The 20,198-nt window shown below is 65.6% G+C and carries 6 protein-coding genes; 5 read left to right on the top strand and 1 reads right to left on the bottom strand.

Going from position 1 to position 20,198, the window contains the following annotated elements:
• Positions 1-84 precede the first annotated feature (84 nt).
• The 5 genes from gmk to ACE3OV_RS03015 are packed head-to-tail and all read left to right on the top strand — an operon-like array spanning position 85 to position 5,107.
• Positions 85-693, top strand: a complete 609-nt coding sequence (gene gmk / locus ACE3OV_RS03035; RefSeq protein ID WP_374324894.1) for a guanylate kinase — start codon at positions 85-87, stop codon at positions 691-693.
• A 23-nt stretch (positions 694-716) separates the two neighbouring features.
• Positions 717-923, top strand: a complete 207-nt coding sequence (rpoZ, locus tag ACE3OV_RS03030; RefSeq protein ID WP_374324892.1) for a DNA-directed RNA polymerase subunit omega — start codon at positions 717-719, stop codon at positions 921-923.
• A gap of 22 nt (positions 924-945) precedes the next feature.
• Positions 946-3,099, top strand: a complete 2,154-nt coding sequence (locus tag ACE3OV_RS03025; RefSeq protein WP_374324890.1) for a bifunctional (p)ppGpp synthetase/guanosine-3',5'-bis(diphosphate) 3'-pyrophosphohydrolase — start codon at positions 946-948, stop codon at positions 3,097-3,099.
• Positions 3,096-4,352 carry a D-amino acid dehydrogenase gene (locus tag ACE3OV_RS03020; protein WP_374324888.1) on the top strand — a complete coding sequence of 419 codons (1,257 nt, stop codon included), beginning with the start codon at positions 3,096-3,098 and terminating at the stop codon, positions 4,350-4,352. The genes ACE3OV_RS03025 and ACE3OV_RS03020 overlap by 4 nt, the downstream gene beginning before the upstream one ends.
• Complete coding sequence (locus ACE3OV_RS03015) at positions 4,349-5,107, top strand: TatD family hydrolase (protein ID WP_374324886.1); 759 nt, start codon at positions 4,349-4,351, stop codon at positions 5,105-5,107. Before ACE3OV_RS03020 ends, ACE3OV_RS03015 begins: the two co-directional genes overlap by 4 nt.
• Before the next feature lie 40 nt (positions 5,108-5,147).
• Here ACE3OV_RS03015 and ACE3OV_RS03010 read toward each other — a convergent pair whose 3' ends face one another.
• Positions 5,148-20,084 carry an Ig-like domain-containing protein gene (locus ACE3OV_RS03010; RefSeq protein ID WP_374324885.1) on the bottom strand — a complete coding sequence of 4,979 codons (14,937 nt, stop codon included), beginning with the start codon at positions 20,082-20,084 and terminating at the stop codon, positions 5,148-5,150.
• Positions 20,085-20,198: the final 114 nt, after the last annotated feature.

Genomic DNA, 20,198 nt, shown 5'->3' with positions numbered 1-20,198 from the left:
CTTCCAATGGTGGCTTCCTCTCAAATCTGTGGGGGGGGCCATCCCGCCCCCCCACTACTGATTCAGATCCAGAGCGGAGGGTAGATGGCGGGTGATCTCTACATCATTGCGGCGCCCTCGGGCGCCGGCAAGACGACGCTGGTCAGGATGCTGCTTGAACGCGAGCCGGCGATCCGCCTGTCGATTTCCCACACCACGCGCAGCCCGCGACCGGGCGAGGCGGACGGGCGCGAATACCATTTCGTCGCCGTCGACGCCTTCCGGGCGATGATCGCCCGCGACGAGTTTCTGGAATGGGCGGAAGTCCACGGCAACTTCTACGGCACCTCGAAACAGTGGATCGCCGACCAGCTTGCCGGCGGCCGCGATGTCCTGCTCGAAATCGACTGGCAGGGCGCGCAGCAGGTGCGCCGGCTGTTCCCGGAGGCGATCGGGGTGTTCATCCTGCCGCCGTCGCTCGACGAACTGACCCGCCGCCTGACCGGCCGCGGCACCGATGCACCCGACGTCATCGAGCGCCGTCTCGCCGCGGCTGAGGCGGAGATGCGCCATGTCGGGGAATTCGACTATGTTATTATTAACGACCAATTGGAGCAGGCACTGGACGATCTGCGCGCCATCGTGCGCGTCCCCCGCCTGCAGCCCGGTCGGCAGCGATTGCGCCATCCCGCGCTGTTCGCCCGGCTGATGTAAACAGATTTGAACTGAGGTTAGACATGGCTCGCGTTACCGTCGATGATTGCCTGAAAAGGATTCCCAACCGCTTCCAGATGACCCTGGCCGCCGCCCACCGGGCGCGCCAGATTGCCAACGGCGCGACGCCGCTGGTTGATGCCGAGAAGGACAAGCCGACCGTCGTCGCCCTGCGCGAGATGGCCATCGGCAAGGTCGGACTGGAAGTCCTCAATCGCGGTCAGGCCTGACCGCGCGGGGCGGTGAACCCGGATGGAGCCTGCGCCTCAACACCGCCCACCGGTTGTCGGAGACGAGGTCTACCGTCAGTTCATCGCTCGTCTCGACTACCTGCCGCCAGCTGATGTAGCACGCATCGAGGCGGCCTACGCCTACGCCGAGCAGGCGCATGCGCACCAGAAGCGCATGTCGGGCGAACCCTACATCACCCATCCGCTGGCGGTGGCCAGCGCCGTCGTCGAATGGTGCATGGACGCCGATGCGATCTGTGCCGCCCTCCTGCACGACACGATGGAGGACACCGGGGCGACCAAGCAGGAGCTGGCCGAGAAGTTCGGCAAGGAAGTCGCCGAAATGGTCGACGGCCTGTCCAAGCTGGACAAGATGGAATTCGCTTCCTACAAGGAGGCGCAGGCGGAAAACTTCCGCAAGATGCTGATGGCGATGGCGCGCGATCTGCGCGTCGTGCTGATCAAGCTGGCCGACCGCCAGCACAACATCCGGACGATGTCGGCGATGCGTGCCGACAAGCGCGTCCGCATCGCCCGCGAGACCCTGGAAATCTATGCGCCGATCGCGCTGCGCCTGGGGCTGAGCAAGCTCTACCGCGAGTTGCAGGACACCGCCTTCCGGCTGATTCACCCGCATCGCGCCGACGTTCTGGCGAAGGCGCTGAAGGCGGCGAAGGGCAACCGGCGCGAACTGCTGACCCGGATCCAGGAAAGCGTTTGCGACAAGCTGGCGCACGCCGGCCTGGAAGCGGAGGTGTTCGGGCGCGAGAAAAGTCTCTATTCGATCTTCTGCAAGATGAAGGAAAAGCGGCTTTCCTTCTCGCAGGTGCTCGACATCTACGGTTTCCGCGTCGTCGTCGACAAGGTGCCGAGCTGCTATCTGGCGCTGGGCGCGTTGCACAGCCTGTACAAGCCGGTGCCGGGCAAGTTCAAGGACTACATCGCGATCCCCAAGGCGAATGGCTACCAGTCCTTGCACACGACGCTGATCGGCCCTTACGGCACGCCGGTCGAAATCCAGATTCGCACGCGCGACATGCACCATGTTGCCCAGGACGGCGTTGCCTCGCACTGGCTGTACAAGGATGGCAGCGAAAGCAGCGCCGAACTGCAGATCAAGACGCACAAATGGCTGCAGTCGCTGCTCGAGTCGCAGACCGGGAATTCCGCCGAGTTCTTCGAGGACGTCAAGGTCGATCTCTTTCCGGACGAGGTCTACGTGTTCACGCCCAAGGGCAAGATCATGGCCTTGCCTTATGGCGCGACGGCGGTCGATTTCGCCTACGCGGTGCACACCGACGTCGGCAACCACTGCTCGGCGGCGCGCATCAACCATGAACTGGCGCCGCTGCGCACGGCGCTGAAGAATGGCGATCTGGTCGAGATCATCACCTCGCCCGACGCATCGCCGAACCCGGTGTGGCTCAATTACGTCAAGACCGGCCGCGCGCGCAGCAAGATCCGGCATTTCCTGCGCACGACGCAGAACGTCGAATCGGCCCGTCTCGGCGAGCGCCTGTTGCGTCAGGAACTGCTGTCGCTCGGCGTGGTGCCGATCTCGATCCCGACCACCGCCTGGGAGGCGCTGGTCAAGGCCGGCGGCCAGCAATCGATCGACGAGGTTTACGCCGACATCGGGCTCGGCAAGCGCCTGCCCTCGGTCGTCGCCCGCCGCCTGCTGGCGCGCGAGGACATGGCGGCAGCGGTGCCCGGGGGCTTGACGCTGGCGATCCACGGCAACGAGGGCATGGCCATCCAGCTGGCGCCGTGCTGCCAGCCGATTCCCGGCGATCCGATCATTGGCTCGATCCGCAAGGGCAGCGGCATGGTCATCCACACCCACGATTGCCCGGTGATCCGCAAATCGCGCTCGAGCGAGCCGCAGAAGTGGATCGACGTCGAGTGGGAGCCGGAAGAGGGCAAGCTGTTCGACCTGCGCATCCGGGTTGAGGCCAAGAACAAGCGCGGGGTGCTGGCCCAGGTCGCCTCGGCGATTTCGGTGGCTGGATCGAACATCGAGCATGTTTCGATGGAAGCTGACCCCGAGCGCCTGTTCACGACCCTGCATTTCACGATTCAGGTCGCCAATCGCAAGCACCTTGCCGCCGTCATGCGGGGCATCCGGCATCTCCCCGACGTCAGCCGGATTTCCCGTGAAAAGGGAGGCGAAGCTTGAGGGTTCTGATTCTGGGGGCCGGCGTCGTCGGGACGGCCAGCGCCTGGTATCTGCATGCTGCTGGCCACGAGGTGACGGTGGTCGATCGGCAGCCGGCTGCCGGTCTCGAAACCAGTTTCGCCAATGGCGGACAAATTTCGGTATCGCATGCCGAGCCCTGGGCCAATCCGCATGTCCTGCCCCGCCTGCTGAAATGGTTGGGGCGCCCGGATGCACCCTTGCGCTGGCATTGGCGGCCCGATCCGGCGCAATGGTTGTGGGGGCTCGATTTCCTGCGCCAGTGCCTGCCCGGCCGGACGCAGGCCAACATCGCGGCGATTCTGGCGCTGGCGCTGTACAGCCGCAGTCAGTTGCAGGGTTTGCGCGAGGCACTGGCGCTTGAGTACGACCAGTTGCAGCGCGGCATCCTGCACATCTACACCGATCCTGACGAGCTCAAGGCGGCGATGGGAACGGCCCGACTGATGGCGCGCCACGGGCTGGAGCGCGAGATGCTTGATGCCCGGGCCTGCGTGGCGCTCGAGCCGGCGCTGGCAGGTGCCGAGCAACTGCTGGTTGGTGGTGACTACACGGCCTCCGACGAGTCCGGCGATGCCCATCGCTTTACCCAGGCGCTGGCCGCCCGGGCGGCGGCGGCCGGCGTCGTCTTTCGACATGGCCTGAGCATCGAGCGTATCGCCACGGCCGGTGGGCGCGTTGCCGGCGTCGTCGTCCACGATGCGCAGGGCGAGTCTTCGTTGCTCACTGCCGATGCCTACGTCGTCGCCCTCGGCAGCTATTCACCGCTCCTTTTGCGCCCGCTCGGCATCCGGCTGGCGATCTGCCCGGCCAAAGGCTATTCGGCAACCCTGCCGCTGGTCGATGGAGAAGGTGCGCCGACCGTCAGCCTGACCGACGATGAGCACAAGCTGGTTTTTTCCCGGCTCGGCAATCGCCTGCGTGTGGCCGGCACTGCCGAGTTTGCGGGCTATGATCTGGCGCTCGACGAACTGCGTTGCCAGGCGCTGATCCAGCGCACCCGGCAGCTCTTCCCCGATCTGCGCCTGGCCGGCGAAGCGCAGTTCTGGTGCGGCTTGCGCCCGGCGACGCCATCCAATCTTCCCTACATCGGGCGTTCCCGCGTCTCCAACCTGTGGCTGAATACCGGCCACGGCACGCTCGGCTGGACGATGGCCTGCGGTTCGGCCGCCGCGCTGAGCGAGCTGATCGACGGTCGGCGTCCGGCGCCCGATTTCCCGTTCCGGCAAGGATGATCGATACCCACTGTCATCTCGACGCGGCGGAGTTCGACGCCGATCGGGGGGCGGTGCTGGCGGCCGCGCAGGCTGCCGGGGTGAGCCGGATCGTTGTCCCGGGCGTCGCCCTCGGCGCCTTTGCCAGACAGCAGCAGATTGTCGCCGACAACCCGTGGTGTGCCGCCGCTTACGGGATTCATCCGCTCTATGTCGATGCCGCCGACGATGCCGATCTCGAGCGTTTGCGCCGCTGGGTGGAAGCCGAGCAGCCGCTGGCGATCGGCGAAATCGGTCTCGATGGCTTCGTTCCCGGCAGTGACATCGACCGCCAGACGCGCTTTTTTGTCAGCCAGCTCAAGCTGGCGCGGGCGCTCGATTTGCCGGTGATCCTCCATGTCCGGCGCGCGGTCGATGCCGTGCTGCGCGAGTTGCGGCGGATGCGCGTGCGCGGCGGCATCGCCCACGCCTTCAACGGCAGCCCGCAGCAGGCCGCGGAATTTCTCAAGCTCGGTTTCAAGCTGGGGTTTGGCGGTGCGGCGACCTACCGCGGATCGACGCGCATCCGCGCGCTGGCCGCTGCCTTGCCGGTCGACGCGATCGTTCTTGAAACCGATGCGCCGGATATTCCCCCGGCCTGGCTGAATCGCGGCCGCAATGCGCCGGCTGAGTTGCCGCGCATTGCCGGAGAAATTGCCGCGCTGCGCCAGATGCCGGTGGCGGCGCTGATCGCCGAAGCCGACAAAAACGCCCAGGCGGTGCTGGGCGTTTTCTGAGGCCCACCGCGCGGCGCGCGGTGGGATGGCGGGTAGGCGATCAGAGATCGACCTTGAGGTTGGCTTTCAGCAACTCGTTGATGATCTGCGCATCGCTGGCCCCGGCACCGGCCAGGCTGTCGAGCGCAACCCCCTGCAGCAGGATCGTCTGGTCGGTGGTCGTGGCGTGGTTGCTGCCGGTGTAGGCGCCCTGGCTGCTGATCTGGATCAGGGTGTCGCTACCGCTGGCCGAGAAGTGCAGGTAGTTGGTCAGGTTGCCGCTGTTTTCACCCTGCAGCAGGTCGCGCAGGTCAAGCACATCGCCGCCGTTGCCGACGCTGAAATCCTTGATCACATCGCTCGCCGGCGTCTTCAGCGTCCCCTGGTCGCCGAGCGACCACTTGAACGTATCGACGCCGAGACCACCGGTCATGATGTCATCGCCATGGCCGCCGACGATCAGGTCGTTGCCTTCCTTGCCGTCGATGTAGTCGCCATAGACGCCGCCGTTCAGCGTGTCGTCGCCGCTGCCGCCGTAGATCTTGGCCGGCGGCGGGGTGACCGTCAGCGCCAGCGTCGAGGCTGCCTGATCGCCGTCGTTATCGACGATGGCGAAGCCGATCTGCTCGGTAGTGGCGTCGCTCTTGATCGGCGGCGTATAGGCGTATTCGCCGTTGAGCATATCGACCACCAGCTTGCCGCCGGCATCGGTGAAGACTGTCCATTTCTGGCCGTCGAACTTGTCGCTGGCACCGATCGCCGTGCCGCTGCTGCTGCCGTCGAGCAGATAGGTGGTGCCGTCGATGCTGAACGAGACCAGATGGCCGCCATCGGCACCCGCACCGGAACCCTGGTGCAGCGAGCTGTCGAGGAAGTTGCCCTTGAAGTTGGCATTGACGGTATCGCGCAGGATGGGCGCCAGTTCCTTCTCGTTGGCGACGATGATGGCGCTGGTGTCGGTTTTGGTGACGCCGTTGTAGGCGACCGGGTCCATGCTGCTCTGGGTCGTGTCGCTACCCATGCCGATGGCGAAGGCGTTGATCTGGTTGGTTTCCAGGAAGGATTTCCAGATCGCTTCTTCCTCCGGCTGGATGCCTTGCCGCGCCGGCAAGGGGCCGGAGCCGTCCCAGTCCTGGGACTGATTCGGTTCGCCGTCGGACAGGAAGTAGGCCACGTTGGTCGCCCCGGGGATCTTGCCGGCGGCCGCGAAGGCTTCCATCGCCTTGAGCAGCGCCGCGTCATAGTTGGTGGCGGCGCCCAGTCCGAGGCCATTGACATAGGCGATGGCGTCGGCGGCACTGACCCAGCCTTCGGTATAGGTCTTGGCCGTCGAGCTGTAGACGACGATGCGGACGGCGACGTCGCCGAGCATGTCGTAACTCTGAATCAGTTCGCGCACCGAACTGCGCAGGATCTCGATCCGGCTGCCGGACATGCTGCCCGAATTGTCGAGGATGAGCAGGATGTTGGTGTCCTGGTGGCGCATCGCGTCGGCTTCGGCTTCCGGCACTGCCTTCGGTGCATCGTCCTCGATGTCCAGCGTCAGGGTCGCCTGGGTGCTGCTCAGGCCATCGTCGGCGGTGAGGTCGAAGTGCAGGGTTTCGACGTTTTCGTCCTGACCGGCCGGGTGGTCGATGGCTTGCGACAGCTTGATTTCGTAGTTGCCGTTGCTGTCGATCGTCACCCGGACCACTTCGGGGCCACCCTGGCCGGCCGTGCCGATCAGCGGCGAAGCGCTGCTGCCGGTGCCCGACCAGACGACCTCGACGCCATCGGCGGTCAGGGTTTCGCTCGGCGGCGCGACGCTGACCAGCAGGGAGGCACCGCCGGCGCCGGTGACGCCGATGTTGCCGGTGGCGATCGCGCTGTCGGAGACATCGCCCGGGTTGCCGCTGCTGTCCTTGATGCCGCCGGCCAGTCCCTCTTCGGAAACGGTGGCGAGCAGGTCGGCAAGCTGGATCAGCGCGAAGCGGGCCTGATCGCTACCCGTTTTGCCGACGTTGCCGGCCGGGTCGAACATGTAAGCGTCGACAGTGATGGTTTCGCCGGCGGGGCGCGCCGCGAAATCGGTGGTGATGTAGCCGTTGGCCTTGTCGGCGGCGGTGATGACGAAATCCTTGCTAGTGACGCCGTCGGAGACGCGCAGCGTATCGCCGACCTCGACCTTGCTGCCGTCGAATTCAATCCTGACGTCGACGTTGCCGCTCAGTTCTGGGGCGCTGATCAGGGCGTCGTTGTTGGCGTCCTCGGTGATGATGACGGTGGGCGGATTGCCGCCGTTGGGGATGCTGGTGTCGATGGTCGCGCTGTCGGAACCGGTCTTGCCGATGTTGCCGGCGGCGTCCTTGATCTGGGCGTCGACGGTGAGCTTGACGCCATCGCCGGGGCTGGCGATGCCGGGCAGGGCGATCGAGCCCTTGAGGATGTCGGCCTGGGTGATGGTGATCGGCGCCTGGGCCACGCCATTGACCGTGGTCAGCAGGGTGGCGCCGGCGACGGCGGTGGCCGGCAGGGTGATGCTGACGTCGATGTTGCCCTGCAGTTCGGCGGCGTTGATCCAGGTGTCGTTGTTGGCGTCCTCGAGGATGGTGACGATCGGTTCGCTGGGTGGCGCAGTGATGATGCGCGCCGTGTCGTCGACCGGGCCGGCAGCGTTGCCGGCGGCATCGACGATGCTGGCGGTGACCTTGAAGTCGGTGTTGTCGGCGGTCGGGTTGAATTTGACGTCGATGAAGCCGGCGGCGATCTGGGCGGCGCTCAGGGTGAACACCTTATCGACGTTGCCGACCGCGGTGACGGTCAGCGTGTCGCCGACGGCGGCGCCCTGCGGGATGGTGACGCGGACGTCGATGTCGTTGTCCTTGAGTTCGGCCTTGTTGATGTAGCCGTCGTCGTTGGCGTCTTCGGTGATGGCGATGGCCAGACCGGAGAAGACGGTGGGATCGACCTGGGCGGCATCGGAACCGGTGGGACTGAAGTTGCCGGCAAAGTCCTTGACCTGGGCGGTGACCTCGAAGGGCTGGTCGTTGCCGGGGCTGGGGAAGTCGAGGTTGACGCTGCCGCTGGCGATGTCGGCGGCGCTGAGGACGATTGGTGTCTGGGCGACGCCGTTGATCGAGACGAGCAGCGAATCACCGGCCTGGGTGCCGCTGGGCAAGCCGATGCTGACGCCGATGTTGCCTTGCAGTTCGGCGGCGTTGATATAGCCGTCGTTGTTGGCGTCATCGGTGATGTTGACGGTCGGGGCGCCGATCGGGTCGGTGACGATGGTGGCGTCGTCGCTGGCAACGTTGGACTTGTTGCCGGCGGCGTCGGCGACCTGGGCGGAAACCTCGAGCTTGGTGCCGTTGGGCGGCGCGGTGAGTTCGACGGTGAGCTTGCCGGCGTCGATCTGCGGCTGGATCAGGGTGATGGTCTGGGTGGCGTTGCCGGTGGCGTTGATGGTGATCAGGTCGCCGGCGATGGCGTCCTTGGGCAGGACGATTTCAACGCCGACCGTACCCTTGAGCTCAGTGGCGTTGATGAAGCCGTCGTCGTTGGCATCCTCGGTGATGCTCAGGCTGAGACCCTGCAGCGTACTGAGGTCGACCTTGGCGTAATCGGTGCCGGTGGCGGAGGTGTTGCCGGCCGGGTCGAAGAGGAAGGCAGAGACGTTCAGGGAATTGCCATCGGGCGGCATGGCGAAGTCGGTGGTGACGTAGCCATTGGCCTTGTCGGCAGTACTGATGACGAGATCCTTGGTGGTGGTGCCGTCGGTGACGCGGACGGTGTCACCGACCTCGACCTTGTCCTTGGCGAAAGCGACCTTGACATCGGCGTTGCCGTTGGCTTCGGCGCGGTTGATGAAGCCGTCGTTGTTGGCATCCTCGGTGATGGTCACCTCGGGCGGATTGCCGCCGTTGGGCAGGTCGGTGTCGATGGTCGCGGCGTCGGAACCTGGTTTGGACTGGTTGCCGGCCGGGTCGGAGAGGTAGGAGGTGACGGTGATGGTCTGGCCGGAGGCCGGGGCCGGGAAGTCGGTGAGGATGTAGCCGTTGGCCTTGTCGCCGGCGCTGATGACGAAGTCCTTGCTGGTGGTGCCGTCGGAGACATGCACGGTATCGCCGACATCGACCTTGCTGCCGTCGAACTCAACCTTGACGTCGACGTTGCCCTTCAATTCGGCGGCGTTGATCAGCTTGTCGTCGTTGGCATCCTCGGTGATGGTGACGGTGGGCGGATTACCGCCGTTGGGGATGCTGGTGTCGATGGTCGCGCTGTCGGAACCGGTCTTGCCGATGTTGCCGGCGGCGTCCTTGATCTGGGCGTCGACGCTGAGTTTGGCGCCATCGCCGGGGCTGGTGATGCCGGGCAGGGCGATCGAGCCCTTGAGGATGTCGGCCTGGGTGATGGTGATCGGCGCCTGGGCCACGCCATTGACCGTGGTCAGCAGGATGTCGCCGGCGACGGCGGTGGCCGGCAGGGTGACGCTGACGTCGATGTTGCCCTGCAGTTCGGCGGCGTTGATCCAGGTGTCGTTGTTGGCGTCCTCGATGATGGTGACGATCGGCTCGCTGGGCAGGGTGTCGATGATGCGCGCGCTGTCCTCGACCGGGCCGGCGGCGTTGCCGGCGGCATCGACGATGCTGGCGGTGACCTTGAAGTCGGTGTTGCTGGCGGTTGGGTTGAACTTGACGTCGATGAAGCCGGTGGCGATCTGGGCGGCAGTCAGGGTGAATACCTTGTCGACGTTGCCCACGGCAGTGACGGTCAGCGTGTCGCCGACGGCGGCGCCTTGCGGAATGGTGACACGGACGTCGATGTCGTCGTTCTTCAGTTCGGCCTTGTTGATGAAACCGTCGTCGTTGGCGTCCTCGGCGATGGCGATGGCGAGGCCGGAGAAGGCGGTGGTGTCGACCTTGGCGGAGTCGCTGCCGGTCGGGCTCAGATTGCCGGCGCTGTCCTTGACCTGGGCGCTGACCTCGAAGGGCTGGCCGTCGCCGGGGCTGGGGAAGTCCAGGTTGACGCTGCCGCTGGCGATGTCGGTGGCGCTGAGGACGATCGCTGCCTGGGCGACCCCGTTGATCGAGACGAGGAGCGATTCGCCAGCCTTGGCGCCGGCCGGCAGTTCGATGCTGACGTCGATGTTGCCCTGCAGTTCGGCGGCGTTGAGGTAGCCGTCGTTGTTGGTGTCCTCGGTGATGCTGACGATGGGCGCGCCGGGGGAGACGAGGGAAATGGTGGCGGCATCGCTGGCAATGTTGGACTTGTTGCCGGCGGCGTCGGCGACCTGGGCGGAGACCTCGAGCCTGGTGCCGTTGGGCGGCGCAGTGAGTTCGACGGTGAGCTTGCCGGCGTCGATCTGCGGCTGGATCAGGGTGATGGTCTGGGTGGCGTTGCCGGTGGCGTTGATGGTGACGAGGTCACCGGCGATGGCATCCTTGGGCAGGACGATGTCGACGCCGATGCTGCCCTGGAGTTCGCTGGCGTTGATGAAGCCGTCGTTGTTGCTGTCCTCGCTGATGGTCAGGGTGAGGCCCTGCAGGGTGCTGAGGTCGACCTTGGCGTAATCGCTGCCGCTATCTGACTTGTTGCCGGCGGGGTCGAAGAGGAAGGCGGAGACGTTCAGGGTGCTGCCGTCGGCGGGCATGGCGAAGTCGGTGGTGACGTAGCCGTTGGCCTTGTCGGCGGCGCTGATGACGAGATCCTGGGTGGTGCTGCCGTCGCTGACGCGGACGGTGTCGCCGACCTCGACCTTGTCCTTGTTGAAGGCGATCTTGACGTCGGCGTTGCCATTGGCTTCGGCGCGGTTGATGAAACCGTCGTTGTTGGCGTCCTCGGTGATGGTCACGGTCGGGGCGAAGCCGTCGTTGGGCTTGCTGGTGTCGATCTTGGCGCTGTCGCTACCGGGCAGCGTGGTGTTGCCGGCGGCATCGAAAATGGTCGAGGTGACGGTGATGGTCTGGCCGGAAGGCGGTGCCGGGAAGTCGGTGACGATGTAACCGTTGGCCTTGTCGGCGGCGGTGATCGCGAAGTCCCGGGTGGTGGTGCCGTCGGAGACGCGCAGGGTGTCACCGATATCGACCTTGCTGCCGTCGAATTCGATCTTGACGTCGACGTTGCCCTGCAGTTCGGCGGCGTTGATCAGGGCGTCGTCGTTGGCGTCCTCGGTGATGGTGACGGTCGGTGCATTGCCGCCGTTGGGGATGCTGGTGTCGACGGTCGCGCTGTCGCTGCCGGTCTTGCCGACGTTGCCGGCGCTATCGCGGATCTGGGCATCGACGGTGAGCTTGGCGCCATCGCCGGGGTTGGCGATGCCGGGCAGGGCGATCGAGCCCTTGAGGATGTCGGCCTGGGTGATGGTGATCGGCGCCTGGGCAACGCCATTGACCGTGGTCAGCAGGGTGTCGCCGGCAACGGCGGTGGCCGGCAGGGTGACGCTGACGTCGATGTTGCCCTGCAGTTCGGCGGCGTTGATCCAGCGGTCGTTGTTGGCGTCTTCGAGGATGGAGACGATCGGCGCGCTCGGCGGCGAGATGACGATCAGTGCGCTGTCGTCGACCGGGCCGGCGCTGTTGCCGGCGACGTCGACGATGCTGGCGGTGACCTTGAAGTCGGTGTTGTCGGCGGTCGGGTTGAACTTGACGTCGATGAAGCCGCCGGCGATCTGGGCTGCGGTCAGGGTGAACACCTGGTCGACGTTGCCGACGGCGGTAACGGTCAGCGTGTCTCCAGCCACGGCGCCCTGCGGGATGGTGACGCGGACGTCGATGTCGTTGTCCTTCAGTTCAGCCTTGTTGATGAAGCCGTCGTCGTTAGCGTCTTCGGTGATGGCAATGCTCAGGTTCTTGTATTCGGTCAGGTCGACGATGGCGCTGGCCGAGCCGGTGTTGCTGACATTGCCGGCGCTGTCCTCGATGTAGGCACTGACCTTGAGGGTGGCGCCGTCGGCGGGCAGCGGGAAATCGGTGCTGACGTAGCCATTGGCCTTGTCGGTGGCGCTGATGACGATTTCGCGGGTCGTCGTGCCGTCGCTTGCCTTGACGACATCACCGACATTGACCAGGTCCTTGGCGAAGCCGATGCGGACATCGGCGTTGCCGGTGGCTTCGCTGCGGTTGATGTAGCCGTCGCCGTTGGCGTCTTCAACGATGGTCACGGTGGGTGGCTGCAGGTTGTTGGGGATGCCGGTGTCGATGGTCAGGTCGACGCTGGTGCTGCTCGAGTTGCCGGCGATGTCGGTCGCGGTGACCTTGATCGGGGCGGGGCCGTCGGCGAGCGGTTGGCTCGGCGTGACCGACCAGGTACCGCCGGCGGTGACGGTGGTTTTGAGGGTTTCGCCGGTGCCGGGCAGGGTGACGACGATGCTGGCGCCGGGTTCGCCGGTGCCGCTGATGGTCGGCGTGTTGTCGTTGGTGATGTTGTCGCCCTGGGTGCCGCTGTCCGATGCCGGATCAAGCTGGGCGGTGACGGCAGGCGGGGTGGTGTCGATGCGGGCGTCGTTGCTGCCGATGCTGCCGAGGTTGTTGGCGACGTCGCGGATTTGCGCGGTGACGGTGAGGGTGGTGCCCTCGCCGGGGTTGGCGATGCCCGGCAGGTTGACGCTGCCGTTGGCGATGTCGCTGGCGCTGAGGACGATGCCCGGCTGGGCGACGCCATTGACCGTGGTGAGCAGGGTGTCGCCGGCGGCGGCGGTAGGCGGCAGGCCGATGCTGACGTCGATGCTGCCCTGTAGTTCGGTGGCGTTGATCCAGCCGTCGCTGTTGGCGTCTTCGCCGATGGTGACGAGCGGCGCGTCGGGCGGCGAGAGCTGGAGGCGGGCGCTGTCGCTGACCGGGCCGGCGGTATTGCCGGCGGCGTCGGCGATGCTGGCGGTGACGACGAAGTCGGTGTTGTTGGCGGTGGGCGTGAAAGCGAGGTCGACGTGGCCGGCGGCGATCTGGGCGGCGCTCAGGGTCACGACCTGGGTGCTGTTGCCGGAGGCGGTGACGGTCAGCGTGTCGCCGGCAGCGGCGCCACTGGGCAGGGCGACGCGGACGTCGATGTCGTTGTCCTTGAGTTCGTTGAGGTTGATGAAGCCGTCGTTGTTTTCGTCTTCAGCGATGGCGACGGCGAGGTTGGCGTATTGCGTGGTGTCGATGACCAGCGGCAGGGTCGTCGTACTGCTGTTGCCGATGCCATCGACCGCCGTCACCTGAACCGCGGTCGGGCCGTCGGGCAAGGCCTGGCTGGGGGTGACCTGCCAGTTGCCGTTGCTGTCGGCGGTGGTGCTCAGTTGTTCGCCGGTACTGGGGATGGTGACGGTGATTTTGGCGTCGGGGTTGCTGACGCCAATGATGGTCGGCGTGTTGTCGTTGGTCAGGTTGTCGCCCTTGGTGCCGCTGTCGGATGCCGGGTCCAGTTGCGCGGTGAGGCTGGGCGCGGTGGTGTTGATGGTGGCGCTGTCGCTGGCGATGTTGGACTTGTTGCCGGCAGGGTCGGCGACCTGGGCAGAGACCTCGAGCTTGGTGCCGTTGGGCGGCGCGGTGAGTTCGACGGTGAGCTTGCCGGCGTCGATCTGCGGCTGGATCAGGGTGATGGTCTGGGTGGCGTTGCCGGTGGCGTTGATGGTGATCAGGTCGCCGGCGATGGCGTCCTTGGGCAGGGTGATCTCGACGCCGACGGTGCCTTGGAGTTCGCTGGCGTTGATGAAGCCGTCGTTGTTGGCGTCCTCGCTGATGCTCAGGCTGAGGCCCTGCAGGGTGCTGAGGTCGACCTTGGCGTAGTCGCTGCCGGTGTCGGACTTGTTGCCGGCCGGATCGCTGAGGAAGGCGGAAACGGTCAGGGGGGTGCCGTCTGCAGGCAGCGGGAAGCTGGTGGTGATGTAGCCGTTGGCCTGGTCGGCGGCGCTGATGACGATATCCCTGGTCGTGCTGCCGTCGCTGACGTGCACGGTGTCGCCGACCTCGACCTTGTCCTTGGCGAAAGCGACCTTGACGTCAACGTCGCCCTGGGCCTCGGTACGGTTGATGAAGCCGTCGTTGTTGACGTCTTCGGTGATCGTCACGGTCGGGGCGAAGCCGTCGTTCGGCTTGCTCGTGTCGATCTTGGCGCTGTCGCTGCCGGGCAGCGTGGTGTTGCCGGCGGCGTCGAAAATGGTCGAGGTGACGGTGATGGTCTGGCCGGAAGCCGGGGCCGGGAAGTCGGTAGTGATGGCGTTGTTCGCCTTGTCGGCGGCGCTGATGACGAACTCCTTGGTGGTGACGCCATCGGAGACGCGGATGGTGTCGCCGACATTGACCTTGGCGCCGTCGAATTCGATCTTGACGTCGACGTTGCCCTGGAGTTCGGCGGCGTTGATCAGCTTGTCGTCGTTGGCATCCTCGGTGATGGTGACTGTCGGCGGATTGCCGCCGTTGGGGATGCTGGTGTCGATGGTCGCGCTGTCGGAAAAGACGTTGCTGACATTGCCAGCGGCGTCCTTGAGTTGGGCCTCGACGATCAGCGTGGCCCCATCGCCCGGGTTGGGGATGCCAGGCAGGGCGATCGAGCCCTTCAGGATGTCGGCCTGGGTGATGACGATGGGGGCCTGGGCGACGCCATTGACCGTGGTCAGCAGGATGTCGCCGGCGACGGCGACCGCCGGTACGGTCACGCTGACGTCGATGTCACCCTGCAATTCGGTGGCGTTGATCCAGGCGTCGTTGTTGATGTCTTCGACGATGGTGACGATCGGCTCACCGGGCGGCGCGGTGATGATGCGGGCGGTATCCTCGACCGGGCCGGCGGCGTTGCCGGCGACGTCGACGATGCTGGCGGTGACCTTGAAGTCGGTGTTGTCGGCGGTCGGGTTGAACTTGACGTCGATGAAGCCGGTGGCGATCTGGGCGGCGCTCAGGGTGAACACCTTATCGACGTTGCCGACAGCGGTGACGGTCAATGTGTCGCCGACGGCGGCGCCCTGCGGAATGGTGACGCGGACGTCGATGTCCTTGTCTTTCAATTCGGCCTGGTTGATGAAGCCGTCGTTGTTGGCGTCTTCGGTGATGGCGATGGCGAGGCCGGAGAAGACAGTAGTGTCGACCGTGGCGGAATCGATGCCGGTCGGGCTCAGATTGCCCGCGCTGTCCTTGACCTGGGCGCTGACCTCGAAGGGCTGGCCGTCGCCGGGGCTGGGGAGGGCGAGGTTGAGGCTGCCGCTGGCGATGTCGGCGGCGCTGAGGACGATCGGCGCCTGGGCGACACCGTTGATCGAGACGAGGAGCGACTCACCGGCCTTGGTGCCGGCCGGCAGTTCGATGCTGACGTCGATGTTGCCTTGCAGTTCGGTGGCGTTGAGGTAGCCGTCGTTATTGGCATCCTCGGTGATGCTGACGATGGGCGCGCCGGGCGAGACGAGGGCGATGGTGGCGTCGTCGGTAGCGATGTTGGACTTGTTGCCAGCGGCGTCGGCGACCTGGGCGGAGACCTCGAGCTTGGTGCCGTTGGGCGGCGCGATGAGTTCGACGGTGAGTTTGCCGGCGTCGATCTGCGGCTGGATCAGGGTGATGGTCTGGGTGGCGTTGCCGGTGGCGTTGATGGTGATCAGGTCGCCGGCGATGGCGTCCTTGGGCAGGACGATTTCAACACCGACGGTGCCCTGCAACTCGTTGGCGTTGATGAAGCGGTCGTCGTTGCTGTCCTCGGTGATGGTCAGGCTGAGGCCCTGCAGGGTGCTGAGGTCGACCTTGGCGTAGTCGCTGCCGGTGCCGGACTTGTTGCCGGCCGGGTCGAAGAGGAAGGCGGAGACGTTCAGCGTGGTGCCGTCGGCGGGCATGGCGAAATCGGTGGTGACGTAGCCGTTGGCCTTGTCGGCGGCGCTGATGACGAGATCCTTGGTGGTAATGCCGTCGCTGACGCGGACGGTGTCGCCGACCTCGACCTTGTCCTTGGTGAAGGCGACCTTGACGTCGGCGTTGCCATTGGCTTCGGCGCGATTGATGAAACCGTCGTTGTTGACGTCCTCGGTGATCGTCACGGTCGGGGCGAAGCCGTCGTTCGGCGCGCTGGTGTCGATTTTGGCGCTGTCGCTGCCGGTGTCGCTCTTGTTGCCGGCAGGGTCAACAATCCAGGCGTCGACCTTGATGCTGTTGCCGGATGCTGGTGCCGGGAATTCGGCGGCGACGTAGCCGTTGGCCTGGTCGATGCTGCTGATGGTGATCTTCTGGGTGGTGCTGCCGTCAGTGACATGAACGGTGTCGCCGACCTCGACCTTGCTGCCGACGAATTCGATCCTGACGCCGAGCTTGTCCTTGCCGCCGAGTTCGGCGGTGTTGATCAGGCCGTCGTCGGGGTTGTTGTCCTGGGTGAGGGTGACGGTCGGCGCATCGCCGTCGTTGGGGATGCGGGTGTCGATGGTGGCGCTGTCGCTGCCGGTCTTGCCGATGTTGCCGGCGGCGTCCCTGATCTGGGCGTCGACGGTGAGCTTGACGCCTTCACCCGGGTTGGCGATGCCGGGGAGGGCGATCGAGCCCTTCTGGATGTCGGCCTGGGTGATGACGATCGGCGCCTGGGCGACGCCATTGACCGTGGTCAGCAGCGTGTTGCCAGCGACGGCGGTGGCCGGCAGGGCAATGCTGACGTCGATGCTGCCCTGCAGTTCGGCGGCATTGATCCACTTGTCGTCGTTGGCGTCCTCGAGGATGGTGACGATCGGCTCGCTGGGCGGCGTGTTGATGATGCGGGCGCTGTCCTCGACCGGGCCGGCGCTGTTGCCGGCGGCATCGACGATGCTGGCGGTGACCTTGAAGTCGGTGTTGCTGAATGTCGGGTTGAACTTGACGTCGATGGCGCCGGCGGCGATCTGGGCGGCGGTCAGGGTGAACACCTGGTCGACGTTGCCGACAGCGGTGATGGTCAGCGTGTCGCCAACGGCGGCGCCCTGCGGGATGGTGACGCGGACGTCGATGTCGTTGTCTTTCAGTTCGGCCTGGTTGATGAAGCCGTCGTCGTTCTCGTCCTCGCGGATGGCGATGGTGAGGTTCTTGAATTCGGTGAGGTCGACGATGGCGCTGGCGCTGCCGGTGTTGCTGGTGTTGCCGGCGGCATCGACGATGAAGGCACTGACCTTGAGGGTGGCGCCGTCGGCGGGCAGCGGGAAATCGGTATTGACGTAGCCATTGGCCTTGTCGGCGGCGGTGACGGTGACTTCGCGGGTGGTGGTGCCGTCGGAGGCCTTGACGATATCGCCGACATTGACCAGGTCTTTGGCGAAGCCGATGCGGACATCGGCGTTGCCGGTGGCTTCGCTGCGGTTGATGTAGCCGTCGCCGTTGGCGTCTTCAACGATGGTCACGGTGGGCGGCTGCAGGTTGTTGGGGATGCCGGTGTCGATGGTCAGGTCGACGCTGGTGCTGGTCGAATTGCCGGCGATGTCGGTCGCGGTGACCTTGATCGGGGCGGGGCCGTCGGCGAGCGGTTGGCTCGGCGTGACCGACCAGGTGCCGCCCGGCGTGACGGTGGCTTTCAGGATTTCGCCGGTGCCGGGCAGGGTGACGACGATGCTGGCGCCAGGTTCGCCGGTGCCGCTGATGGTCGGCGTGTTGTCGTTGGTGATGTTGTCGCCCTGGGTGCCGCTGTCCGATGCCGGATCAAGCTGGGCGGTGACGGCAGGCGGGGTGGTGTCGATGCGGGCGTCGTTGCTGCCGATGCTGCCGAGGTTGTTGGCGACGTCGCGGATCTGCGCGGTGACGGTGAGGGTGGCGCCTTCGCCGGGGTTGGTGATGCCGGGCAGGCTGACGCTGTGGTTGGCGATGTCGGCAGCAGTGAGGAGGATTTCCGGCTGGGCCACGCCATTGACCGTGGTGAGCAGGGTGTCGCCGGCGGCGGCGGTGGTGGGTAGGCCGACGTTGACGTCGATGTTGCCCTGCAATTCGGCGGCGTTGATCCAGCGGTCGCCGTTGGCGTCTTCGGTGATGGTGACGATCGGCGCGTCGGGCGCCGAGAGCTGGATGCGGGCACTGTCGCTGACCGGGCCGGCGGTGTTGCCGGCAGCGTCGGCGATGCTGCCGGTGACGACGAAGTCGGTGTTGTTGGCGGTGGGAGCGAAGGCGAGGTCGACGTGACCGGCGGCGATCTGGGCGGCGCTGAGGATGATGGTCTGGGCGGCGTTGCCGGAAGCACTGACGGTCAGCGTATCGCCGGCGGCGGCGCCACTGGGCAGGGCGACGCGGACATCGATGTCGTTATCCTTGAGTTCGTTGAGGTTGATGAACTTGTCGTCGTTCTCGTCCTCGAGGATGGAAACCGAGAAGCTGCCGAACTGCGTCGTGTCGATGACCAGCGGCAGGGTCGTGCTGGTCGGATTGCCCGCCGCGTCGGTTGCCGTGATCTGGACCGGGATCGTCCCGTCGGGTAGCGGCTGGGTCGGCGTCACCTGCCAGTTGCCCTTGTCGTCGGCGGTGGTGGTCAGGGTTTCGCCGGTGATCGGTACGGTGACGGTGACCGTGGCGCCCGGGTCGGTAACGCCGCTGATGGTCGGCGTGTTGTCGTTGGTCAGGTTGTCGCCCTTGGTGCCGCTGTCGGAGGCCGGGTCGAGCTGGGCGGTCAGCTTGGGCGCTTCGGCGTCGATCAGCACGCTCTTGCTGGCGATCGCCGACTTGTTGCCGGCGGCGTCGGTGACCTGGGCGGTCACTTCCAGCGTGCTGCCCTTGACCGACGGCGGCGTCAGCTCGACGGTGACCTTGTGAGCGTCGATCTGCGCCTGGTTCAGGGTGATGGTCTGGGTGGCGTTGCCGGTGGCGGTGATGGTGACCAGGTCGCCGGCCACCGCGTCCACGGGCAGGACGATGTCGACGCCGACGCTGCCGTTGAGTTCGGCGGCAGTGATGGTGCCGTCCTGATTGCTGTCTTCGGTGACCTTGATCTGGACATCGAGCAGGGCGCTGAGGTCGACCTTGGCCAAGTCGGTGGCGGCCGGCGACTGGTTGCCGGCGATGTCGAAAATCTGGGCGCTGACATTGAGCAGGGTGCCGTCGGCCGGCAGCGGGAAGCTGGTGCTGACGTAGCCCTTGCTCAGGTCGGCCGCACTGACGACGATCTCCTTGGTGGTGGTGCCGTCGCTGACCTGGACGGTGTCGCCGACTGCCACCTTGGTGACGTCGAAGGAAACGCGGATGTCGGCTTCGCCGTTGGCTTCGGCACGATTGATGAAGCCGTCGTTGTTGGCGTCTTCGACGATTTCGACGGTCGGGGCAGGGATCGGCGTCGCATCGACGGTCACTTCGACGTAGGTCGTACTCTCGTTGCCGGCTTCATCGCTGGCAACGGCGACGACCCGGTGCAGGCCATCGCTCAGCGGCTGGGTCGGGGTCACGCTCCAGGAGCCGTCGGCGGCGGTGACGGTGGTCAGGACTTCGCCGGTTTCCGGAATGGTGACGGTCAGTTCGGCGTTGGGTTCGCTGGTGCCGGTGATGGTCGGCGTCGTGTCGTTGGTGATGCCGTCGCCCGCGATGCCGCTGTCGGAGGCAGCATCGAGTTCGGCGGTGACCGGTGGCGGCGTGGTGTCGAAGATGCCGGGTTGTTCGCGATCGAGTTCGGGTGAGTTGAGGGCGTTGGCGTCGATGCGGTAGGTGTTGCTGCCGCCGACCGCCTCGCTGATGCGCAGGAACTCGACGAAGGAGTGGCCATCATTGGGCGGCGGGGCATCGCCGCCCGTCGTGTCGCCACCTTCTCCCTCGATCTCCTCGTCAAGGTTGCCGCCCGACTTGACCAGTTTGGACAGTTTGTCGAAGGTTGAGGGCTTGCTGAAAACGGCGCTGTTGCCGACATCGGGCCGGGAATGCACGGCGGCGACTTCAGCGTCGACGCTGACCGACTCGCCGGGGCCGACTGAAATCTTGCGACCGTCGTTCAGCTGGAGCATGGCCTGTCCGTCATGGCCGGCGACGATCGTTTCGCCCTCGAAAATGCTGTCGCCACTTTTCAGGCGACGGACACCCTTGGCGGAATTGGCGATGACTTCACCGGAAACAGCGGAGATTTTGGCGATGACGGCAGACATGGTGACGCTCCATTCGATATGAATACGCCGGGATCATATTCTCATGTCAATTATGTCGATATCGTACGATGGTGCTACGCCATTGGTATTAACTCTTTCCCGCGCCCCCAGGTG

This window comes from Azonexus sp., assembly GCF_041909095.1.
GTDB lineage: Bacteria > Pseudomonadota > Gammaproteobacteria > Burkholderiales > Rhodocyclaceae > Azonexus.
This window is presented reverse-complemented; position numbering and strand designations above follow the sequence as displayed.

Excerpts from the sequence above, each read along its gene's own strand:
- gmk (WP_374324894.1), top strand. The coding sequence starts at position 85 with ATGGCGGGTGATCTCTACATCATTGCGGCGCCCTCGGGCGCCGGCAAG.
- rpoZ (WP_374324892.1), top strand. The coding sequence starts at position 717 with ATGGCTCGCGTTACCGTCGATGATTGCCTGAAAAGGATTCCCAACCGC.
- ACE3OV_RS03025 (WP_374324890.1), top strand. The coding sequence starts at position 946 with ATGGAGCCTGCGCCTCAACACCGCCCACCGGTTGTCGGAGACGAGGTC.
- ACE3OV_RS03015 (WP_374324886.1), top strand. The coding sequence starts at position 4,349 with ATGATCGATACCCACTGTCATCTCGACGCGGCGGAGTTCGACGCCGAT.
- ACE3OV_RS03010 (WP_374324885.1), bottom strand. The coding sequence starts at position 20,084 with ATGTCTGCCGTCATCGCCAAAATCTCCGCTGTTTCCGGTGAAGTCATC.